Annotated in this window: 15 protein-coding genes, 1 pseudogene and 1 other annotated feature (1 of these 17 cut by a window edge); of the genes and pseudogenes, 14 read left to right on the top strand and 2 right to left on the bottom strand. The window is 49.4% G+C overall.

Annotation, left to right across the window (positions count from 1 at the left end):
* Window positions 1-68, top strand: a sequence feature (Trp leader region); it begins 26 nt to the left of the window's first position.
* Between the two features lie 21 nt (window positions 69-89).
* The 8 genes from trpE to OQV04_RS13565 all read left to right on the top strand — a co-directional run bounded on the left by trpE (window position 90) and on the right by OQV04_RS13565 (window position 8,318).
* Window positions 90-1,652 carry an anthranilate synthase component I gene (trpE, locus tag OQV04_RS13530; RefSeq protein WP_032280785.1) on the top strand — a complete coding sequence of 521 codons (1,563 nt, stop codon included), beginning with the start codon at window positions 90-92 and terminating at the stop codon, window positions 1,650-1,652.
* Window positions 1,652-3,247, top strand: coding sequence for a bifunctional anthranilate synthase glutamate amidotransferase component TrpG/anthranilate phosphoribosyltransferase TrpD (trpD, locus tag OQV04_RS13535; RefSeq protein ID WP_000763524.1), 1,596 nt, complete (start codon window positions 1,652-1,654; stop codon window positions 3,245-3,247). The genes trpE and trpD overlap by 1 nt, the downstream gene beginning before the upstream one ends.
* The gene (gene trpCF / locus OQV04_RS13540) at window positions 3,248-4,609 is read left to right on the top strand and encodes a bifunctional indole-3-glycerol-phosphate synthase TrpC/phosphoribosylanthranilate isomerase TrpF (protein WP_077757371.1); all 1,362 of its coding nucleotides are present in this window, start codon (window positions 3,248-3,250) and stop codon (window positions 4,607-4,609) included.
* 11 nt (window positions 4,610-4,620) lie between these two features.
* Entirely contained in the window at window positions 4,621-5,814 is a 1,194-nt protein-coding gene (gene trpB, locus OQV04_RS13545; RefSeq protein ID WP_032280784.1) for a tryptophan synthase subunit beta, read from the top strand.
* Window positions 5,814-6,620, top strand: coding sequence for a tryptophan synthase subunit alpha (gene trpA / locus OQV04_RS13550; protein WP_032280783.1), 807 nt, complete (start codon window positions 5,814-5,816; stop codon window positions 6,618-6,620). The genes trpB and trpA overlap by 1 nt, the downstream gene beginning before the upstream one ends.
* 380 nt (window positions 6,621-7,000) lie before the next feature.
* Window positions 7,001-7,180: a general stress protein gene (locus OQV04_RS13555; protein WP_021556734.1), complete on the top strand. Its 180-nt coding sequence runs from the start codon at window positions 7,001-7,003 to the stop codon at window positions 7,178-7,180.
* An 85-nt stretch (window positions 7,181-7,265) separates the two neighbouring features.
* Window positions 7,266-7,766: a YciE/YciF ferroxidase family protein gene (locus OQV04_RS13560; RefSeq protein ID WP_001056491.1), complete on the top strand. Its 501-nt coding sequence runs from the start codon at window positions 7,266-7,268 to the stop codon at window positions 7,764-7,766.
* A gap of 45 nt (window positions 7,767-7,811) precedes the next feature.
* Complete coding sequence (locus tag OQV04_RS13565) at window positions 7,812-8,318, top strand: ferritin-like domain-containing protein (protein ID WP_032280895.1); 507 nt, start codon at window positions 7,812-7,814, stop codon at window positions 8,316-8,318.
* A 59-nt stretch (window positions 8,319-8,377) separates the two neighbouring features.
* Here OQV04_RS13565 and ompW read toward each other — a convergent pair whose 3' ends face one another.
* Window positions 8,378-9,016 (bottom strand): outer membrane protein OmpW, encoded by a 639-nt coding sequence (gene ompW / locus OQV04_RS13570; protein ID WP_000737226.1) that lies wholly within the window; start codon window positions 9,014-9,016, stop codon window positions 8,378-8,380.
* A 239-nt stretch (window positions 9,017-9,255) separates the two neighbouring features.
* Between ompW and OQV04_RS13575 the strand changes: the two are divergent.
* From OQV04_RS13575 to yciA, 4 genes and pseudogenes are all read left to right on the top strand, one after another.
* A pseudogene (locus OQV04_RS13575) lies at window positions 9,256-9,345 on the top strand (YkgJ family cysteine cluster protein); the annotation flags it as partial.
* A gap of 27 nt (window positions 9,346-9,372) precedes the next feature.
* A complete protein-coding gene (locus OQV04_RS13580; RefSeq protein ID WP_000028541.1) occupies window positions 9,373-10,116 on the top strand; it encodes a YciC family protein in 744 nt (247 codons plus the stop codon).
* A 29-nt stretch (window positions 10,117-10,145) separates the two neighbouring features.
* Window positions 10,146-10,685, top strand: a complete 540-nt coding sequence (locus tag OQV04_RS13585; protein WP_032280779.1) for a septation protein A — start codon at window positions 10,146-10,148, stop codon at window positions 10,683-10,685.
* A gap of 104 nt (window positions 10,686-10,789) precedes the next feature.
* Complete coding sequence (yciA, locus tag OQV04_RS13590) at window positions 10,790-11,188, top strand: acyl-CoA thioester hydrolase YciA (RefSeq protein ID WP_000108160.1); 399 nt, start codon at window positions 10,790-10,792, stop codon at window positions 11,186-11,188.
* A gap of 39 nt (window positions 11,189-11,227) precedes the next feature.
* Here the strand turns inward: yciA and tonB are convergent, their stop codons facing one another.
* Window positions 11,228-11,947: a TonB system transport protein TonB gene (gene tonB, locus OQV04_RS13595; RefSeq protein ID WP_001307740.1), complete on the bottom strand. Its 720-nt coding sequence runs from the start codon at window positions 11,945-11,947 to the stop codon at window positions 11,228-11,230.
* Window positions 11,948-12,170: 223 nt separating this feature from the next.
* Here tonB and OQV04_RS13600 point away from each other — a divergent pair, with 223 nt between their 5' ends.
* Together OQV04_RS13600 and kch are read left to right on the top strand one after the other, a co-directional pair.
* Window positions 12,171-12,467: a YciI family protein gene (locus OQV04_RS13600; RefSeq protein ID WP_000967595.1), complete on the top strand. Its 297-nt coding sequence runs from the start codon at window positions 12,171-12,173 to the stop codon at window positions 12,465-12,467.
* Window positions 12,468-12,766: 299 nt separating this feature from the next.
* Entirely contained in the window at window positions 12,767-14,020 is a 1,254-nt protein-coding gene (gene kch / locus OQV04_RS13605) for a voltage-gated potassium channel protein (RefSeq protein ID WP_000020078.1), read from the top strand.
* Window positions 14,021-14,063: the final 43 nt, after the last annotated feature.

Genomic DNA, 14,063 nt, shown 5'->3' on the forward strand with positions numbered 1-14,063 from the left:
CGGGCAGTGTATTCACCATGCGTAAAGCAATCAGATACCCAGCCCGCCTAATGAGCGGGCTTTTTTTTGAACAAAATTAGAGAATAACAATGCAAACACAAAAACCGACTCTCGAACTGCTAACCTGCGAAGGCGCTTATCGCGACAATCCCACCGCGCTTTTTCACCAGTTGTGTGGGGATCGTCCGGCAACGCTGCTGCTGGAATCCGCAGATATCGACAGCAAAGATGATTTAAAAAGCCTGCTGCTGGTAGACAGTGCGCTGCGCATTACAGCTTTAGGTGACACTGTCACAATCCAGTCCCTTTCCGGCAACGGCGAAGCCCTGCTGACACTACTGGATAACGCCCTGCCTGCGGGTGTGGAAAATGAACAATTACCAAACTGCCGTGTGCTGCTCTTCCCCCCTGTTAGTCCACTGCTGGATGAAGACGCTCGCTTATGCTCCCTTTCGGTTTTTGACGCTTTCCGCTTATTGCAGAATCTGTTGAATGTACCGAAGGAAGAACGAGAAGCCATGTTCTTCGGCGGCCTGTTCTCTTATGACCTTGTGGCGGGGTTTGAAGATTTACCGCAACTGTCAGCGGAAAATAACTGCCCTGATTTCTGTTTTTATCTCGCTGAAACTCTGATGGTGATTGACCATCAGAAAAAAAGCACCCGTATTCAGGCCAGCCTGTTTGCTCCGAATGAAGAAGAAAAACAACGTCTCACTGCTCGCCTGAACGAACTACGTCAGCAACTGACCGAAGCCGCGCCGCCGCTGCCGGTGGTTTCCGTGCCGCATATGCGTTGTGAATGTAACCAGAGCGATGAAGAGTTCGGTGGCGTAGTGCGTTTGTTGCAAAAAGCGATTCGCGCCGGAGAAATTTTCCAGGTCGTGCCATCTCGCCGTTTCTCGCTGCCCTGCCCGTCACCGCTGGCGGCCTATTACGTGTTGAAAAAGAGTAATCCCAGCCCGTACATGTTTTTTATGCAGGATAATGATTTCACCCTGTTTGGCGCGTCGCCGGAAAGTTCGCTCAAGTATGACGCCACCAGCCGCCAGATTGAGATCTACCCGATTGCCGGAACACGTCCACGCGGTCGTCGTGCCGATGGTTCACTGGACAGAGACCTCGACAGCCGCATCGAACTGGAAATGCGTACCGATCATAAAGAGCTTTCTGAACATCTGATGCTGGTGGATCTCGCCCGTAATGATCTGGCACGCATTTGCACCCCCGGCAGCCGCTACGTCGCCGATCTTACCAAAGTTGACCGTTACTCTTACGTGATGCACCTGGTCTCCCGCGTGGTCGGTGAGCTGCGCCACGATCTCGACGCCCTGCACGCTTACCGCGCCTGTATGAATATGGGAACGTTAAGCGGTGCGCCGAAAGTGCGTGCTATGCAGTTAATTGCCGAGGCGGAAGGTCGTCGCCGCGGCAGCTACGGCGGCGCGGTAGGTTATTTCACCGCGCATGGCGATCTCGACACCTGCATTGTGATCCGCTCGGCGCTGGTGGAAAACGGTATCGCCACCGTGCAAGCCGGTGCTGGCGTAGTCCTTGATTCTGTTCCGCAGTCGGAAGCCGACGAAACCCGTAATAAAGCCCGCGCTGTACTGCGCGCTATCGCCACCGCGCATCATGCACAGGAGACTTTTTGATGGCTGACATTCTGCTGCTCGATAATATCGACTCTTTTACTTACAACCTGGCAGATCAGTTGCGCAGCAATGGGCATAACGTGGTGATTTACCGCAACCATATTCCGGCGCAAACCTTAATTGAACGCCTGGCGACGATGAGCAATCCGGTGCTGATGCTTTCTCCGGGGCCAGGTGTGCCGAGTGAAGCCGGTTGTATGCCAGAACTCCTCACCCGCTTGCGCGGTAAGCTGCCGATTATTGGCATTTGCCTCGGTCATCAGGCGATTGTCGAAGCCTACGGGGGGTATGTCGGTCAGGCGGGCGAAATTCTTCACGGTAAAGCCTCCAGCATTGAACATGACGGTCAGGCGATGTTTGCCGGATTAACAAACCCATTGCCGGTGGCGCGTTATCACTCGCTGGTTGGCAGTAATATTCCGGCCGGTTTAACCATCAACGCCCATTTTAATGGCATGGTGATGGCGGTGCGTCACGATGCAGATCGCGTTTGCGGATTCCAGTTCCACCCGGAATCCATTCTCACCACCCAGGGCGCTCGCCTGCTGGAACAAACGCTGGCCTGGGCGCAGCAGAAACTAGAGCCAACCAACACGCTGCAACCGATTCTGGAAAAACTGTATCAGGCGCAGACCCTTAGCCAGCAGGAAAGTCATCAGCTATTTTCAGCGGTGGTACGTGGCGAACTGAAACCGGAACAACTGGCGGCGGCGCTGGTGAGCATGAAAATTCGCGGCGAGCACCCGAACGAGATCGCCGGAGCAGCAACCGCGCTACTGGAAAACGCAGCGCCGTTCCCGCGCCCGGATTATCTGTTTGCTGATATCGTCGGTACTGGCGGTGACGGCAGCAACAGTATCAATATTTCTACCGCCAGTGCGTTTGTCGCCGCGGCCTGTGGGCTGAAAGTGGCGAAACACGGCAACCGTAGCGTCTCCAGTAAATCTGGTTCGTCCGATCTGCTGGCGGCGTTCGGTATTAATCTTGATATGAACGCCGATAAATCGCGCCAGGCGCTGGATGAGTTAGGCGTATGTTTCCTCTTTGCGCCGAAATATCACACCGGATTCCGCCACGCGATGCCGGTTCGCCAGCAACTGAAAACCCGCACCCTGTTCAATGTGCTGGGGCCATTGATTAACCCGGCGCATCCGCCGCTGGCGTTAATTGGTGTTTATAGTCCGGAACTGGTGCTGCCGATTGCCGAAACCTTGCGCGTGCTGGGGTATCAACGCGCGGCGGTGGTGCACAGCGGCGGGATGGATGAAGTTTCATTACACGCGCCGACAATCGTTGCCGAGCTGCACGATGGCGAAATTAAGAGCTATCAGCTCACCGCAGAAGACTTTGGCCTGACACCCTACCACCAGGAGCAACTGGCAGGCGGAACACCGGAAGAAAACCGTGACATTTTAACACGCTTGTTACAAGGTAAAGGCGACGCCGCCCATGAAGCAGCCGTCGCTGCGAACGTCGCCATGTTAATGCGCCTGCATGGCCATGAAGATCTGCAAGCCAATGCGCAAACCGTTCTTGAGGTACTGCGCAGTGGTTCCGCTTACGACAGAGTCACCGCACTGGCGGCACGAGGGTAAATGATGCAAACCGTTTTAGCGAAAATCGTCGCAGACAAGGCGATTTGGGTAGAAGCCCGCAAACAGCAGCAACCGCTGGCCAGTTTTCAGAATGAGGTTCAGCCGAGCACGCGACATTTTTATGATGCGCTACAGGGTGCGCGCACGGCGTTTATTCTGGAGTGCAAGAAAGCGTCGCCGTCAAAAGGCGTGATCCGTGATGATTTCGATCCAGCACGCATTGCCGCCATTTATAAACATTACGCTTCGGCAATTTCGGTGCTGACTGATGAGAAATATTTTCAGGGGAGCTTTGATTTCCTCCCCATCGTCAGCCAAATCGCCCCGCAGCCGATTTTATGTAAAGACTTCATTATCGACCCTTACCAGATCTATCTGGCGCGCTATTACCAGGCCGATGCCTGCTTATTAATGCTTTCAGTACTGGATGACGACCAATATCGCCAGCTTGCAGCCGTCGCTCACAGTCTGGAGATGGGGGTGCTGACCGAAGTCAGTAATGAAGAGGAGCTGGAGCGCGCCATTGCATTGGGGGCAAAGGTCGTTGGCATCAACAACCGCGATCTGCGTGATTTGTCGATTGATCTCAACCGTACCCGCGAGCTTGCGCCGAAACTGGGGCACAACGTGACGGTAATCAGCGAATCCGGCATCAATACTTACTCTCAGGTGCGCGAGTTAAGCCACTTCGCTAACGGTTTTCTGATTGGTTCGGCGTTGATGGCCCATGACGATTTGCACGCCGCCGTGCGTCGGGTGTTGCTGGGTGAGAATAAAGTATGTGGCCTGACGCGTGGGCAAGATGCTAAAGCAGCGTATGACGCGGGCGCGATTTACGGTGGGTTGATTTTTGTTGCGACATCACCACGTTGCGTCAACGTTGAACAGGCGCAGGAAGTGATGGCTGCGGCACCGTTGCAGTATGTTGGCGTGTTCCGCAATCACGATATTGGCGATGTGTTGGACAAAGCTAAGGTGTTATTACTGGCGGCAGTGCAACTGCATGGTAATGAAGATCAACAATATATCGACACATTGCGTGGCGCGCTGCCCGCAAACATTGCCATCTGGAAAGCATTAAGCGTCGGTGAAACCCTGCCCGCCCGCGAGCTTCAGCACGTTGATAAATATGTTTTAGACAACGGCCAGGGTGGAAGCGGGCAACGTTTCGACTGGTCACTGTTAAACGGTCAATCGCTTGGCAACGTTCTGCTGGCGGGGGGCTTAGGCGCAGATAACTGCGTGGAAGCGGCACAAACCGGCTGCGCCGGACTTGATTTTAATTCTGCTGTAGAGTCGCAACCGGGCATCAAAGATGCACGTCTTTTGGCCTCGGTTTTCCAGACGCTGCGCGCATATTAAGGAAAGGAAAAATGACAACATTACTTAACCCCTATTTTGGTGAGTTTGGCGGCATGTACGTGCCACAAATCCTGATGCCTGCTCTGCGCCAGCTGGAAGAAGCTTTTGTCAGCGCGCAAAAAGATCCTGAATTTCAAGCCCAGTTCAACGACCTACTGAAAAACTATGCCGGGCGTCCAACCGCACTGACCAAATGCCAGAACATTACGGCTGGGACGAAAACCACGCTGTATCTGAAGCGCGAAGATTTGCTGCACGGCGGCGCGCATAAAACTAACCAGGTGCTCGGTCAGGCTTTACTGGCGAAGCGGATGGGTAAAACCGAAATCATCGCCGAAACCGGTGCCGGTCAGCATGGCGTGGCGTCTGCCCTTGCCAGCGCCCTGCTCGGCCTGAAATGCCGTATTTATATGGGTGCCAAAGACGTTGAACGCCAGTCGCCTAACGTTTTTCGTATGCGCTTAATGGGTGCGGAAGTGATCCCGGTACATAGCAGTTCCGCCACGCTGAAAGATGCCTGTAATGAGGCGCTACGCGACTGGTCCGGCAGTTATGAAACCGCGCACTATATGCTGGGCACCGCGGCTGGCCCGCATCCTTACCCGACCATTGTGCGTGAGTTTCAGCGGATGATTGGCGAAGAAACCAAAGCGCAGATTCTGGAAAGAGAAGGTCGCCTGCCGGATGCCGTTATCGCCTGTGTTGGCGGCGGTTCGAATGCCATCGGTATGTTTGCAGATTTCATCAACGAAACCGACGTCGGCCTGATTGGTGTGGAGCCTGGTGGTCACGGTATCGAAACTGGCAAGCACGGCGCACCGCTAAAACATGGTCGCGTGGGCATTTATTTCGGTATGAAAGCGCCGATGATGCAAACCGAAGACGGGCAGATTGAAGAATCTTACTCCATCTCCGCCGGATTGGATTTCCCGTCTGTCGGCCCACAACACGCGTATCTTAACAGCACTGGACGCGCTGATTACGTGTCTATTACCGATGATGAAGCCCTTGAAGCCTTCAAGACGCTGTGCCTACACGAAGGGATCATCCCGGCGCTGGAATCCTCCCACGCCCTGGCCCATGCGCTGAAAATGATGCGCGAAAACCCGGAAAAAGAGCAGCTACTGGTGGTTAACCTTTCCGGTCGCGGCGATAAAGACATCTTCACCGTTCACGATATTTTGAAAGCACGAGGGGAAATCTGATGGAACGCTACGAATCTCTGTTTGCCCAGTTGAAGGAGCGCAAAGAAGGCGCATTCGTTCCTTTCGTCACGCTCGGGGATCCGGGCATTGAGCAGTCATTGAAAATTATCGATACGCTAATTGAAGCCGGTGCTGACGCGCTGGAGTTAGGTATCCCCTTCTCCGACCCACTGGCGGATGGCCCGACCATTCAAAACGCCACTCTGCGCGCCTTTGCGGCAGGTGTGATTCCGGCACAATGTTTTGAAATGCTGGCTCTGATTCGCCAGAAACACCCGACCATTCCCATTGGCCTGTTGATGTATGCCAATCTGGTGTTTAACAAAGGCATTGATGAGTTTTATGCCCAGTGCGAAAAAGTCGGCGTCGATTCGGTGCTGGTTGCCGATGTGCCAGTTGAAGAGTCCGCGCCCTTCCGCCAGGCCGCGTTGCGCCATAATGTCGCACCTATCTTCATCTGCCCGCCAAATGCCGATGACGACCTGCTGCGCCAGATAGCCTCTTACGGTCGTGGTTACACCTATTTGCTGTCACGAGCGGGCGTGACCGGCGCAGAAAACCGCGCCGCGTTACCCCTCAATCATCTGGTTGCGAAGCTGAAAGAGTACAACGCTGCACCTCCATTGCAGGGATTTGGTATTTCCGCCCCGGATCAGGTAAAAGCAGCGATTGATGCAGGAGCTGCGGGCGCGATTTCTGGTTCAGCCATTGTTAAAATCATCGAGCAACATATTAATGAGCCAGAGAAAATGCTGGCGGCACTGAAAGTTTTTGTACAACCGATGAAAGCGGCGACGCGCAGTTAATCCCACAGCCGCCAGTTCCGCTGGCGGCATTTTAACTTTCTTTAACGAAGCCGGAAAAATCCTAAATTCATTTAATATTTATCTTTTTACCGTTTCGCTTACCCCTGTCGAACGTCAACTTACGTCATTTTTCCGCCCAACAGTAATATAATCAAACAAATTAATCCCGCAACATAACACCAGTAAAATCAATAATTTTCTCTAAGTCACTTATTCCTCAGGCAATTGTTAATATATCAAGAACGTTCCTCATAATATATTTTCCCACTTTCTTCTCGTCACGCTTAATTTGACTAATTCTCATTAGCGACTAATTTTAATGAGTGTCGACACACAACACTCATATTAATGAAACAATGCAACGCAACGGGAGAAATAACATGGCCGAACATCGTGGTGGTTCAGGAAATTTCGCCGAAGACCGTGAGAAGGCATCCGACGCAGGCCGTAAAGGCGGTCAGCATAGCGGCGGTAATTTTAAAAATGATCCGCAACGCGCATCTGAAGCGGGTAAAAAAGGCGGTCAACAAAACAGTGGTAATAAATCAGGTAAATCCTGATTCACCGTTAATTATTAATATCAGCTGATAAAGATAATTGCATCTGCGGGCCATATGGCTCGCAGTGATTCCACTGGAGAAAAATATGAATATGAAGACCATTGAAGATGTATTTATTCACCTGCTTTCAGATACCTACAGCGCAGAAAAACAATTAACCCGGGCACTGGCAAAACTCGCAAGAGCAACATCAAACGAAAAATTAAGTCAGGCTTTTCATGCGCACCTCGAGGAAACACATGGACAGATTGAACGTATTGATCAAGTTGTGGAATCAGAATCGAATCTGAAAATTAAGCGCATGAAATGTGTGGCAATGGAAGGTCTTATTGAAGAAGCTAATGAGGTCATCGAAAGTACCGAGAAAAACGAAGTGCGTGATGCCGCACTGATTGCCGCAGCACAGAAAGTCGAGCATTATGAGATTGCCAGTTACGGGACATTAGCGACGCTGGCTGAACAATTAGGTTACCGTAAAGCAGCGAAGCTTCTGAAAGAAACCCTGGAAGAAGAAAAGGCCACCGACATCAAACTGACTGATCTGGCCCTTAATAACGTAAATAAGAAAGCCGAAAATAAAGCCTGAAATATGAACTTTAACTTTTAGTCATTTTATAAAGAGGACATTTTCATGAATCGTATTGAACATTATCATGACTGGTTACGTGACGCCCACGCAATGGAAAAGCAAGCCGAATCTATGCTTGAATCCATGGCCAGCCGTATAGATAATTATCCTGAACTACGCGCTCGTATTGAACAACATCTTAGTGAAACCAAAAACCAGATTGTTCAACTGGAAACTATTCTTGACCGTAATGACATTTCACGTTCAGTCATTAAAGATTCCATGAGTAAAATGGCTGCGCTTGGGCAGTCAATCGGTGGTATATTCCCTTCTGATGAAATAGTCAAAGGTTCTATTAGCGGGTATGTCTTCGAGCAATTTGAAATCGCCTGTTATACTTCACTATTAGCAGCAGCAAAAAATGCCGGTGATACAGCCTCAGTTCCGATCATCGAAGCGATTTTAAATGAGGAAAAGCAAATGGCCGACTGGCTGATTCAGCATATTCCGCAAACAACTGAGAAATTTTTAATTCGCTCTGAAACTGATGGCGTAGAAGCGAAGAAATAATACCCTTTATGCCATGTCCTTATTGACCCCGTATATTACGGGGTCGTTTTTGTGCGGAATTAAAAACGATATCCTGCTGAGAACATAAACACCCACGGATCGAGGCGTACGCTATCATGTTGCTGTGCACCGCCCAGTTTATAATTGGCGGTGGTATCGATATCCATGTACCAGACTGACATGTTAACCAACCAGTCACGGTTAATCAGATAATCAACCCCCACCTGCCCGGCAGCTCCCCAGGAATCTTTCAGACTGAGATCGGAAAGCCCCGCCTCTTTGCCATGATCGTTAAATCCATTATCAAAGAAGGTGGTGTAGTTAATACCTGCCCCAACATAAGGACGGAATTTGCTGCTGGCATCACCAAAATACCACTGCGCCATCAGTGTTGGCGGCAGATGATGAACGGTTGCAATATCGCCGGTCGCCCGGGTGCCGATTTTATGGCGGAACGGCGTCGCTGCCAGTAATTCCACACCAATGTTGTCGGTCGCCATATAAGTAAACGTCAGGCCCAGTTGAGTGTTATTGGTTACGCTGAATCCACCCAGACTTCCTAACGTACCACCAGCACCTTCTGTTGGACGTACGGTTGCAGAACCTGCACGCATAAAAAATTCGCCTGCTTCATGCGCAAAGGCACTGCCAGAGAGAAGAGTTGTTACTGCCAAAGCCGCCACTGTTAACTTTTTCATATCCGCTCCGTCGTTATGGTTATAAAAACGTGACGAATATACCTACATTGGAGTAACAAATGATCCTACATAGATCACATTACATATGATAATTCACCCTTTATTGATCTGGATTAATTTAGAAGTTGCATTGAGAATCCTGGTTAACGTGATTTAAATCAATTTTTAAATATTTTCGCTACGCAAATATTAACTCGTTCGCCACTTGCCGCGGTTTGCCCACGCCTGAAGGCCAGCAATTACCTCCGCTTTACAAAGATATGCTTTTCCATACAAGACCTGATGCTGCCACCCGAGGCTTAACCAGGGTACAATTGCCCGCTAATTAACACCTGCATAAAACTCAAGGAGAGTGCATGTCTATCACGGCGCAGTCCGTATACCGTGACACCGGAAATTTCTTCCGTAATCAATTTATGACCATTCTGTTGGTATCGTTGCTATGTGCGTTTATCACAGTGGTGTTAGGGCATGTTTTCTCACCCAGTGATGCACAGCTTGCGCAGCTCAATGACGGCGTGCCCGTTAGCGGCAGTAGTGGGTTGTTCGACCTGGTTCAGAATATGTCACCGGAACAGCAACAAATTTTGCTGCAGGCTTCAGCGGCGTCCACTTTTTCAGGATTAATCGGTAACGCCATTCTCGCCGGAGGCGTAATATTAATTATCCAGCTGGTGTCTGCGGGTCAGAGAGTCAGTGCGCTGCGAGCTATTGGTGCCAGTGCGCCGATATTGCCCAAGTTATTTATTCTGATTTTTCTGACTACCCTTTTAGTACAGATTGGCATCATGCTAGTGGTCGTTCCGGGAATTATCATGGCCATTTTACTGGCCCTGGCACCGGTGATGTTGGTACAGGACAAAATGGGCATTTTTGCCTCGATGCGTAGCAGTATGCGGCTGACTTGGGCGAATATGCGTCTGGTGGCACCCGCAGTACTGAGCTGGTTGCTGGCAAAAACACTGTTGCTGCTTTTTGCCTCTTCTTTTGCCGCATTAACCCCGGAAATTGGTGCCGTACTGGCGAACACCTTGAGCAACCTGATTTCAGCCGTATTGCTCATCTATCTGTTCCGTCTGTATATGTTGATTCGCCAATAACCTTAAGCATTTGATTACGGAATCGTAAAATGAAGCAGTTTCTTGATTTTTTACCGCTGGTTGTCTTTTTCGCGTTTTACAAGATTTATGACATCTATGCGGCTACTGCGGCGCTGATCGTCGCCACGGCGATTGTGCTTATCTATAGCTGGGTTCGCTTTCGTAAGGTTGAGAAGATGGCCCTGATCACTTTTGTTCTGGTGGTCGTCTTCGGTGGCTTGACGCTGTTCTTCCACAATGATGAGTTTATTAAATGGAAGGTTACAGTCATTTATGCTCTGTTTGCGGGAGCCCTGTTAGTCAGCCAATGGGTGATGGAAAAGCCGCTAATTCAGCGGATGCTGGGTAAAGAACTCACGCTACCGCAACCGGTATGGTCGAAGCTGAATCTGGCCTGGGCTGTTTTCTTTATCCTTTGCGGTCTGGCAAACATCTACATCGCATTCTGGCTGCCGCAAAATATTTGGGTCAACTTTAAAGTCTTTGGCCTGACCGCCCTTACCTTAATCTTCACATTGTTAAGCGGTATCTATATCTACCGCCACATGCCGCAGGAAGATAAATCCTAACCAGACTGCCAGTCCTTCGGGGCTGGCGCTGTATCTCCTCTGTTCTCCTCAGGAAAATCATAGTAGCATCGCGCCTGTGATTTTCCTTTTAAGTCGGTTTTACCATGTCTACAACACATAACGTCCCTCAGGGCGATCTTGTTTTACGTACTTTAGCCATGCCCGCCGATACCAATGCCAATGGTGACATCTTTGGTGGTTGGTTAATGTCACAAATGGATATTGGCGGCGCTATTCTGGCAAAAGAAATTGCCCACGGTCGCGTAGTGACTGTGCGGGTTGAAGGAATGACTTTCTTACGGCCGGTTGCGGTCGGCGATGTGGTGTGCTGCTATGCACGCTGTGTCCAGAAAGGGACGACATCGGTCAGCATTAATATTGAAGTGTGGGTGAAAAAAGTAGCGTCTGAACCAATCGGGCAACGCTATAAAGCGACAGAAGCATTATTTAAGTATGTCGCGGTTGATCCTGAAGGAAAACCTCGCGCCTTACCTGTTGAGTAATAATCAAAAGCCTCCGGTCGGAGGCTTTTGACTTTATGCTTACTGAATTTCGGTGGTGCCGTTAATTTTAAACAGGATGTTCACCACAATCCCACTGCCTGGCTTACCCGGCTCATAACGCCATCTGCGCATCGCATTTTTCACCTCACGCTCAAACATGTTCGCAGGCTTGGCTGAGAGGATTTGTACGTTATCCACGCGACCATCCGGCGTGACATCAAATTTAACTTTAACCTGCCCTTCAATGCGCAATGCCTGTGCTCGTGCCGGATACTGCGGCTGATTACGGCTTAATGCGCGTGGTCCTGAAGCCACACTGGTAACCGGCTTGCTGGTTGCAGCCGTTGCTGTACTTGATGTCGGGCGTGCCGGTGCCGTATTTTCAAACGGTGATGCCGGACGCGACTCTACGGGTTTGACATCGCGTTTTGGCTGCTCCTGTACCTTTTTCACCGGCTTCGGTTTTGGCTTAGGTTTCGGCTTCGGCTTTTCAATGACCACCGGTGCTTCTTTTGGCGGTTCGGGGATCGGCTCAGGTTCCGGTTCTGGCTCTACCACCGGCTCCGGTGGCGGCTGAACGGCTTGTGGCGGTTCGAGATCAGCAGGCGCAACCATCGTGACAGAAATCGGCTGCGCAGGCGCAGGTAGTTCAATAACCTGATGTACCGAGGTATAGAGCAGACCCGCCACAACAGCACCATGAATGCAGACCGAAAGTAACGTCGGCCAGGGGAAGCGGCGAGGTAAATCAAAGGTCATTGAAGCCATAATCATTTCAGTAGAAAAACCAGGCCTCGATTTTAAATGCAAATAGCAATCATATTCAATAAGGCAAGACGATCAGGATCAGTGAAAATGTCATTTTTGGCGTAATTGACCTTACTTTATGCATGGTCTTAACAAAGACATCATCTTTCCGTTGCAGATCTTCGCCCTTTCAAATAACGTACTTTACAACTTTCCCGAACAAGGAGTTGTGCCCGTGTTGTATGTTATTTACGCTCAAGACAAAGCTGATAGCCTCGAAAAACGCCTTTCCGTTCGTCCGGCACATTTAGCACGTTTACAGTTACTGCATGATGAAGGTCGTTTGTTGACAGCTGGTCCAATGCCAGCGGTAGACAGTAACGATCCAGGGGCTGCGGGATTTACTGGCTCAACCGTTATTGCTGAATTTGAATCGCTGGAAGCAGCTCAGGCCTGGGCCGATGCTGACCCGTACGTAGCGGCAGGTGTCTATGAACACGTTTCAGTGAAACCATTTAAGAAAGTGTTCTGAATAGAGATTCAATATTTAAGGGCACGGTTTTTGCAACCGTGTTCTTGTTTGGCCTTTCCTTATAGCCGGTCAGTGCATTCACCACCACAAGCAGATAATAACTTTATCTGTATTTCTTTATATGATGTGAGCATATTCAGGAAAAATGACCTTTCCTGAGGTACAGTTGCTCGCTCAAAACCTTTGATTACTGCGGATAAAGTCATCTACTATTGTTTAACACATTCACGCGCTGCATGTATGTTCAGAAAATGTGCACGCTAAGATAATTAAACAAAATTGTGGTTACAGAGGTATCAGTGAGTCACTGGGCTACATTCAAACAAACAGCAACAAATTTATGGGTGACCCTACGGCACGACATTCTCGCGCTGGCCGTCTTTTTAAATGGGTTGCTTATTTTTAAAACAATCTATGGTATGTCGGTAAATTTGCTTGATATTTTCCATATCAAAGCATTTTCAGAGTTGGATCTCTCCTTGCTGGCAAACGCCCCACTATTTATGCTCGGCGTCTTTCTTGTCCTGAACTCCATTGGCTTACTGTTCCGGGCAAAGCTCGCATGGGCAATCAGTATCATTTTGTTGCTGATAGCGCTAATTTACACCCTGCATTTTTATCCCTGGCTGAAATTTAGTATTGGATTTTGCATTTTTACGCTGGTGTTTTTGCTGATACTGCGCAAAGACTTCTCCCACAGTAGCGCCGCAGCCGGGACAATTTTCGCATTTATTAGTTTCACGACATTACTGTTTTACTCAACCTACGGTGCGCTTTATTTAAGCGAAGGTTTTAATCCGCGAATAGAAAGTTTGATGACCGCGTTCTATTTTTCGATAGAAACCATGTCAACCGTCGGCTATGGAGATATTGTCCCTGTTTCTGAATCAGCACGATTGTTCACTATTTCGGTCATTATTTCCGGCATTACCGTTTTTGCCACATCTATGACCTCAATTTTTGGTCCGCTTATCCGCGGGGGATTCAACAAACTTGTAAAAGGAAACAATCATACAATGCATCGTAAAGATCATTTTATTGTTTGCGGACATTCGATTCTCGCCATCAATACGATCCTGCAACTGAATCAACGCGGACAAAACGTAACGGTTATCAGCAACTTGCCTGAAGATGATATCAAGCAACTTGAGCAACGCTTAGGCGATAACGCTGATGTTATCCCCGGTGACAGTAATGACAGTTCAGTATTAAAGAAAGCGGGAATCGATCGTTGCCGGGCCATTCTGGCGCTGAGTGATAACGATGCAGATAACGCGTTTGTTGTACTCTCGGCAAAAGATATGAGCAGTGATGTCAAAACAGTTCTCGCCGTCAGTGATAGCAAAAACCTGAATAAGATTAAGATGGTACATCCGGATATCATTCTCTCACCGCAACTGTTTGGCAGCGAAATTCTGGCGCGAGTTTTAAATGGTGAAGAGATTAATAATGATATGCTCGTTTCAATGTTGTTGAACTCAGGTCATGGTATTTTCAGCGATAACGATGAACAAGAAACGAAAGCTGACAGTAAAGAATCGGCGCAAAAATAGAGTTTAAAGACGGAAGAGTAAACTTATTGGGCACCGCAATGGT

Origin of the sequence: Escherichia sp. Lx600-2, assembly GCF_036662595.1 — a bacterium.
In the GTDB taxonomy this organism is placed as follows: Bacteria; Pseudomonadota; Gammaproteobacteria; order Enterobacterales; family Enterobacteriaceae; genus Escherichia; species Escherichia coli.

Coding starts and splice junctions, on each gene's coding strand:
- yciA (WP_000108160.1), top strand. CDS start 10,790: ATGTCTACAACACATAACGTCCCTCAGGGCGATCTTGTTTTACGTACT.
- tonB (WP_001307740.1), bottom strand. CDS start 11,947: ATGACCTTTGATTTACCTCGCCGCTTCCCCTGGCCGACGTTACTTTCG.
- trpA (WP_032280783.1), top strand. CDS start 5,814: ATGGAACGCTACGAATCTCTGTTTGCCCAGTTGAAGGAGCGCAAAGAA.
- ompW (WP_000737226.1), bottom strand. CDS start 9,016: ATGAAAAAGTTAACAGTGGCGGCTTTGGCAGTAACAACTCTTCTCTCT.
- OQV04_RS13585 (WP_032280779.1), top strand. CDS start 10,146: ATGAAGCAGTTTCTTGATTTTTTACCGCTGGTTGTCTTTTTCGCGTTT.
- OQV04_RS13565 (WP_032280895.1), top strand. CDS start 7,812: ATGAATCGTATTGAACATTATCATGACTGGTTACGTGACGCCCACGCA.
- trpE (WP_032280785.1), top strand. CDS start 90: ATGCAAACACAAAAACCGACTCTCGAACTGCTAACCTGCGAAGGCGCT.
- trpB (WP_032280784.1), top strand. CDS start 4,621: ATGACAACATTACTTAACCCCTATTTTGGTGAGTTTGGCGGCATGTAC.
- OQV04_RS13560 (WP_001056491.1), top strand. CDS start 7,266: ATGAATATGAAGACCATTGAAGATGTATTTATTCACCTGCTTTCAGAT.
- trpD (WP_000763524.1), top strand. CDS start 1,652: ATGGCTGACATTCTGCTGCTCGATAATATCGACTCTTTTACTTACAAC.
- trpCF (WP_077757371.1), top strand. CDS start 3,248: ATGATGCAAACCGTTTTAGCGAAAATCGTCGCAGACAAGGCGATTTGG.
- OQV04_RS13580 (WP_000028541.1), top strand. CDS start 9,373: ATGTCTATCACGGCGCAGTCCGTATACCGTGACACCGGAAATTTCTTC.
- OQV04_RS13555 (WP_021556734.1), top strand. CDS start 7,001: ATGGCCGAACATCGTGGTGGTTCAGGAAATTTCGCCGAAGACCGTGAG.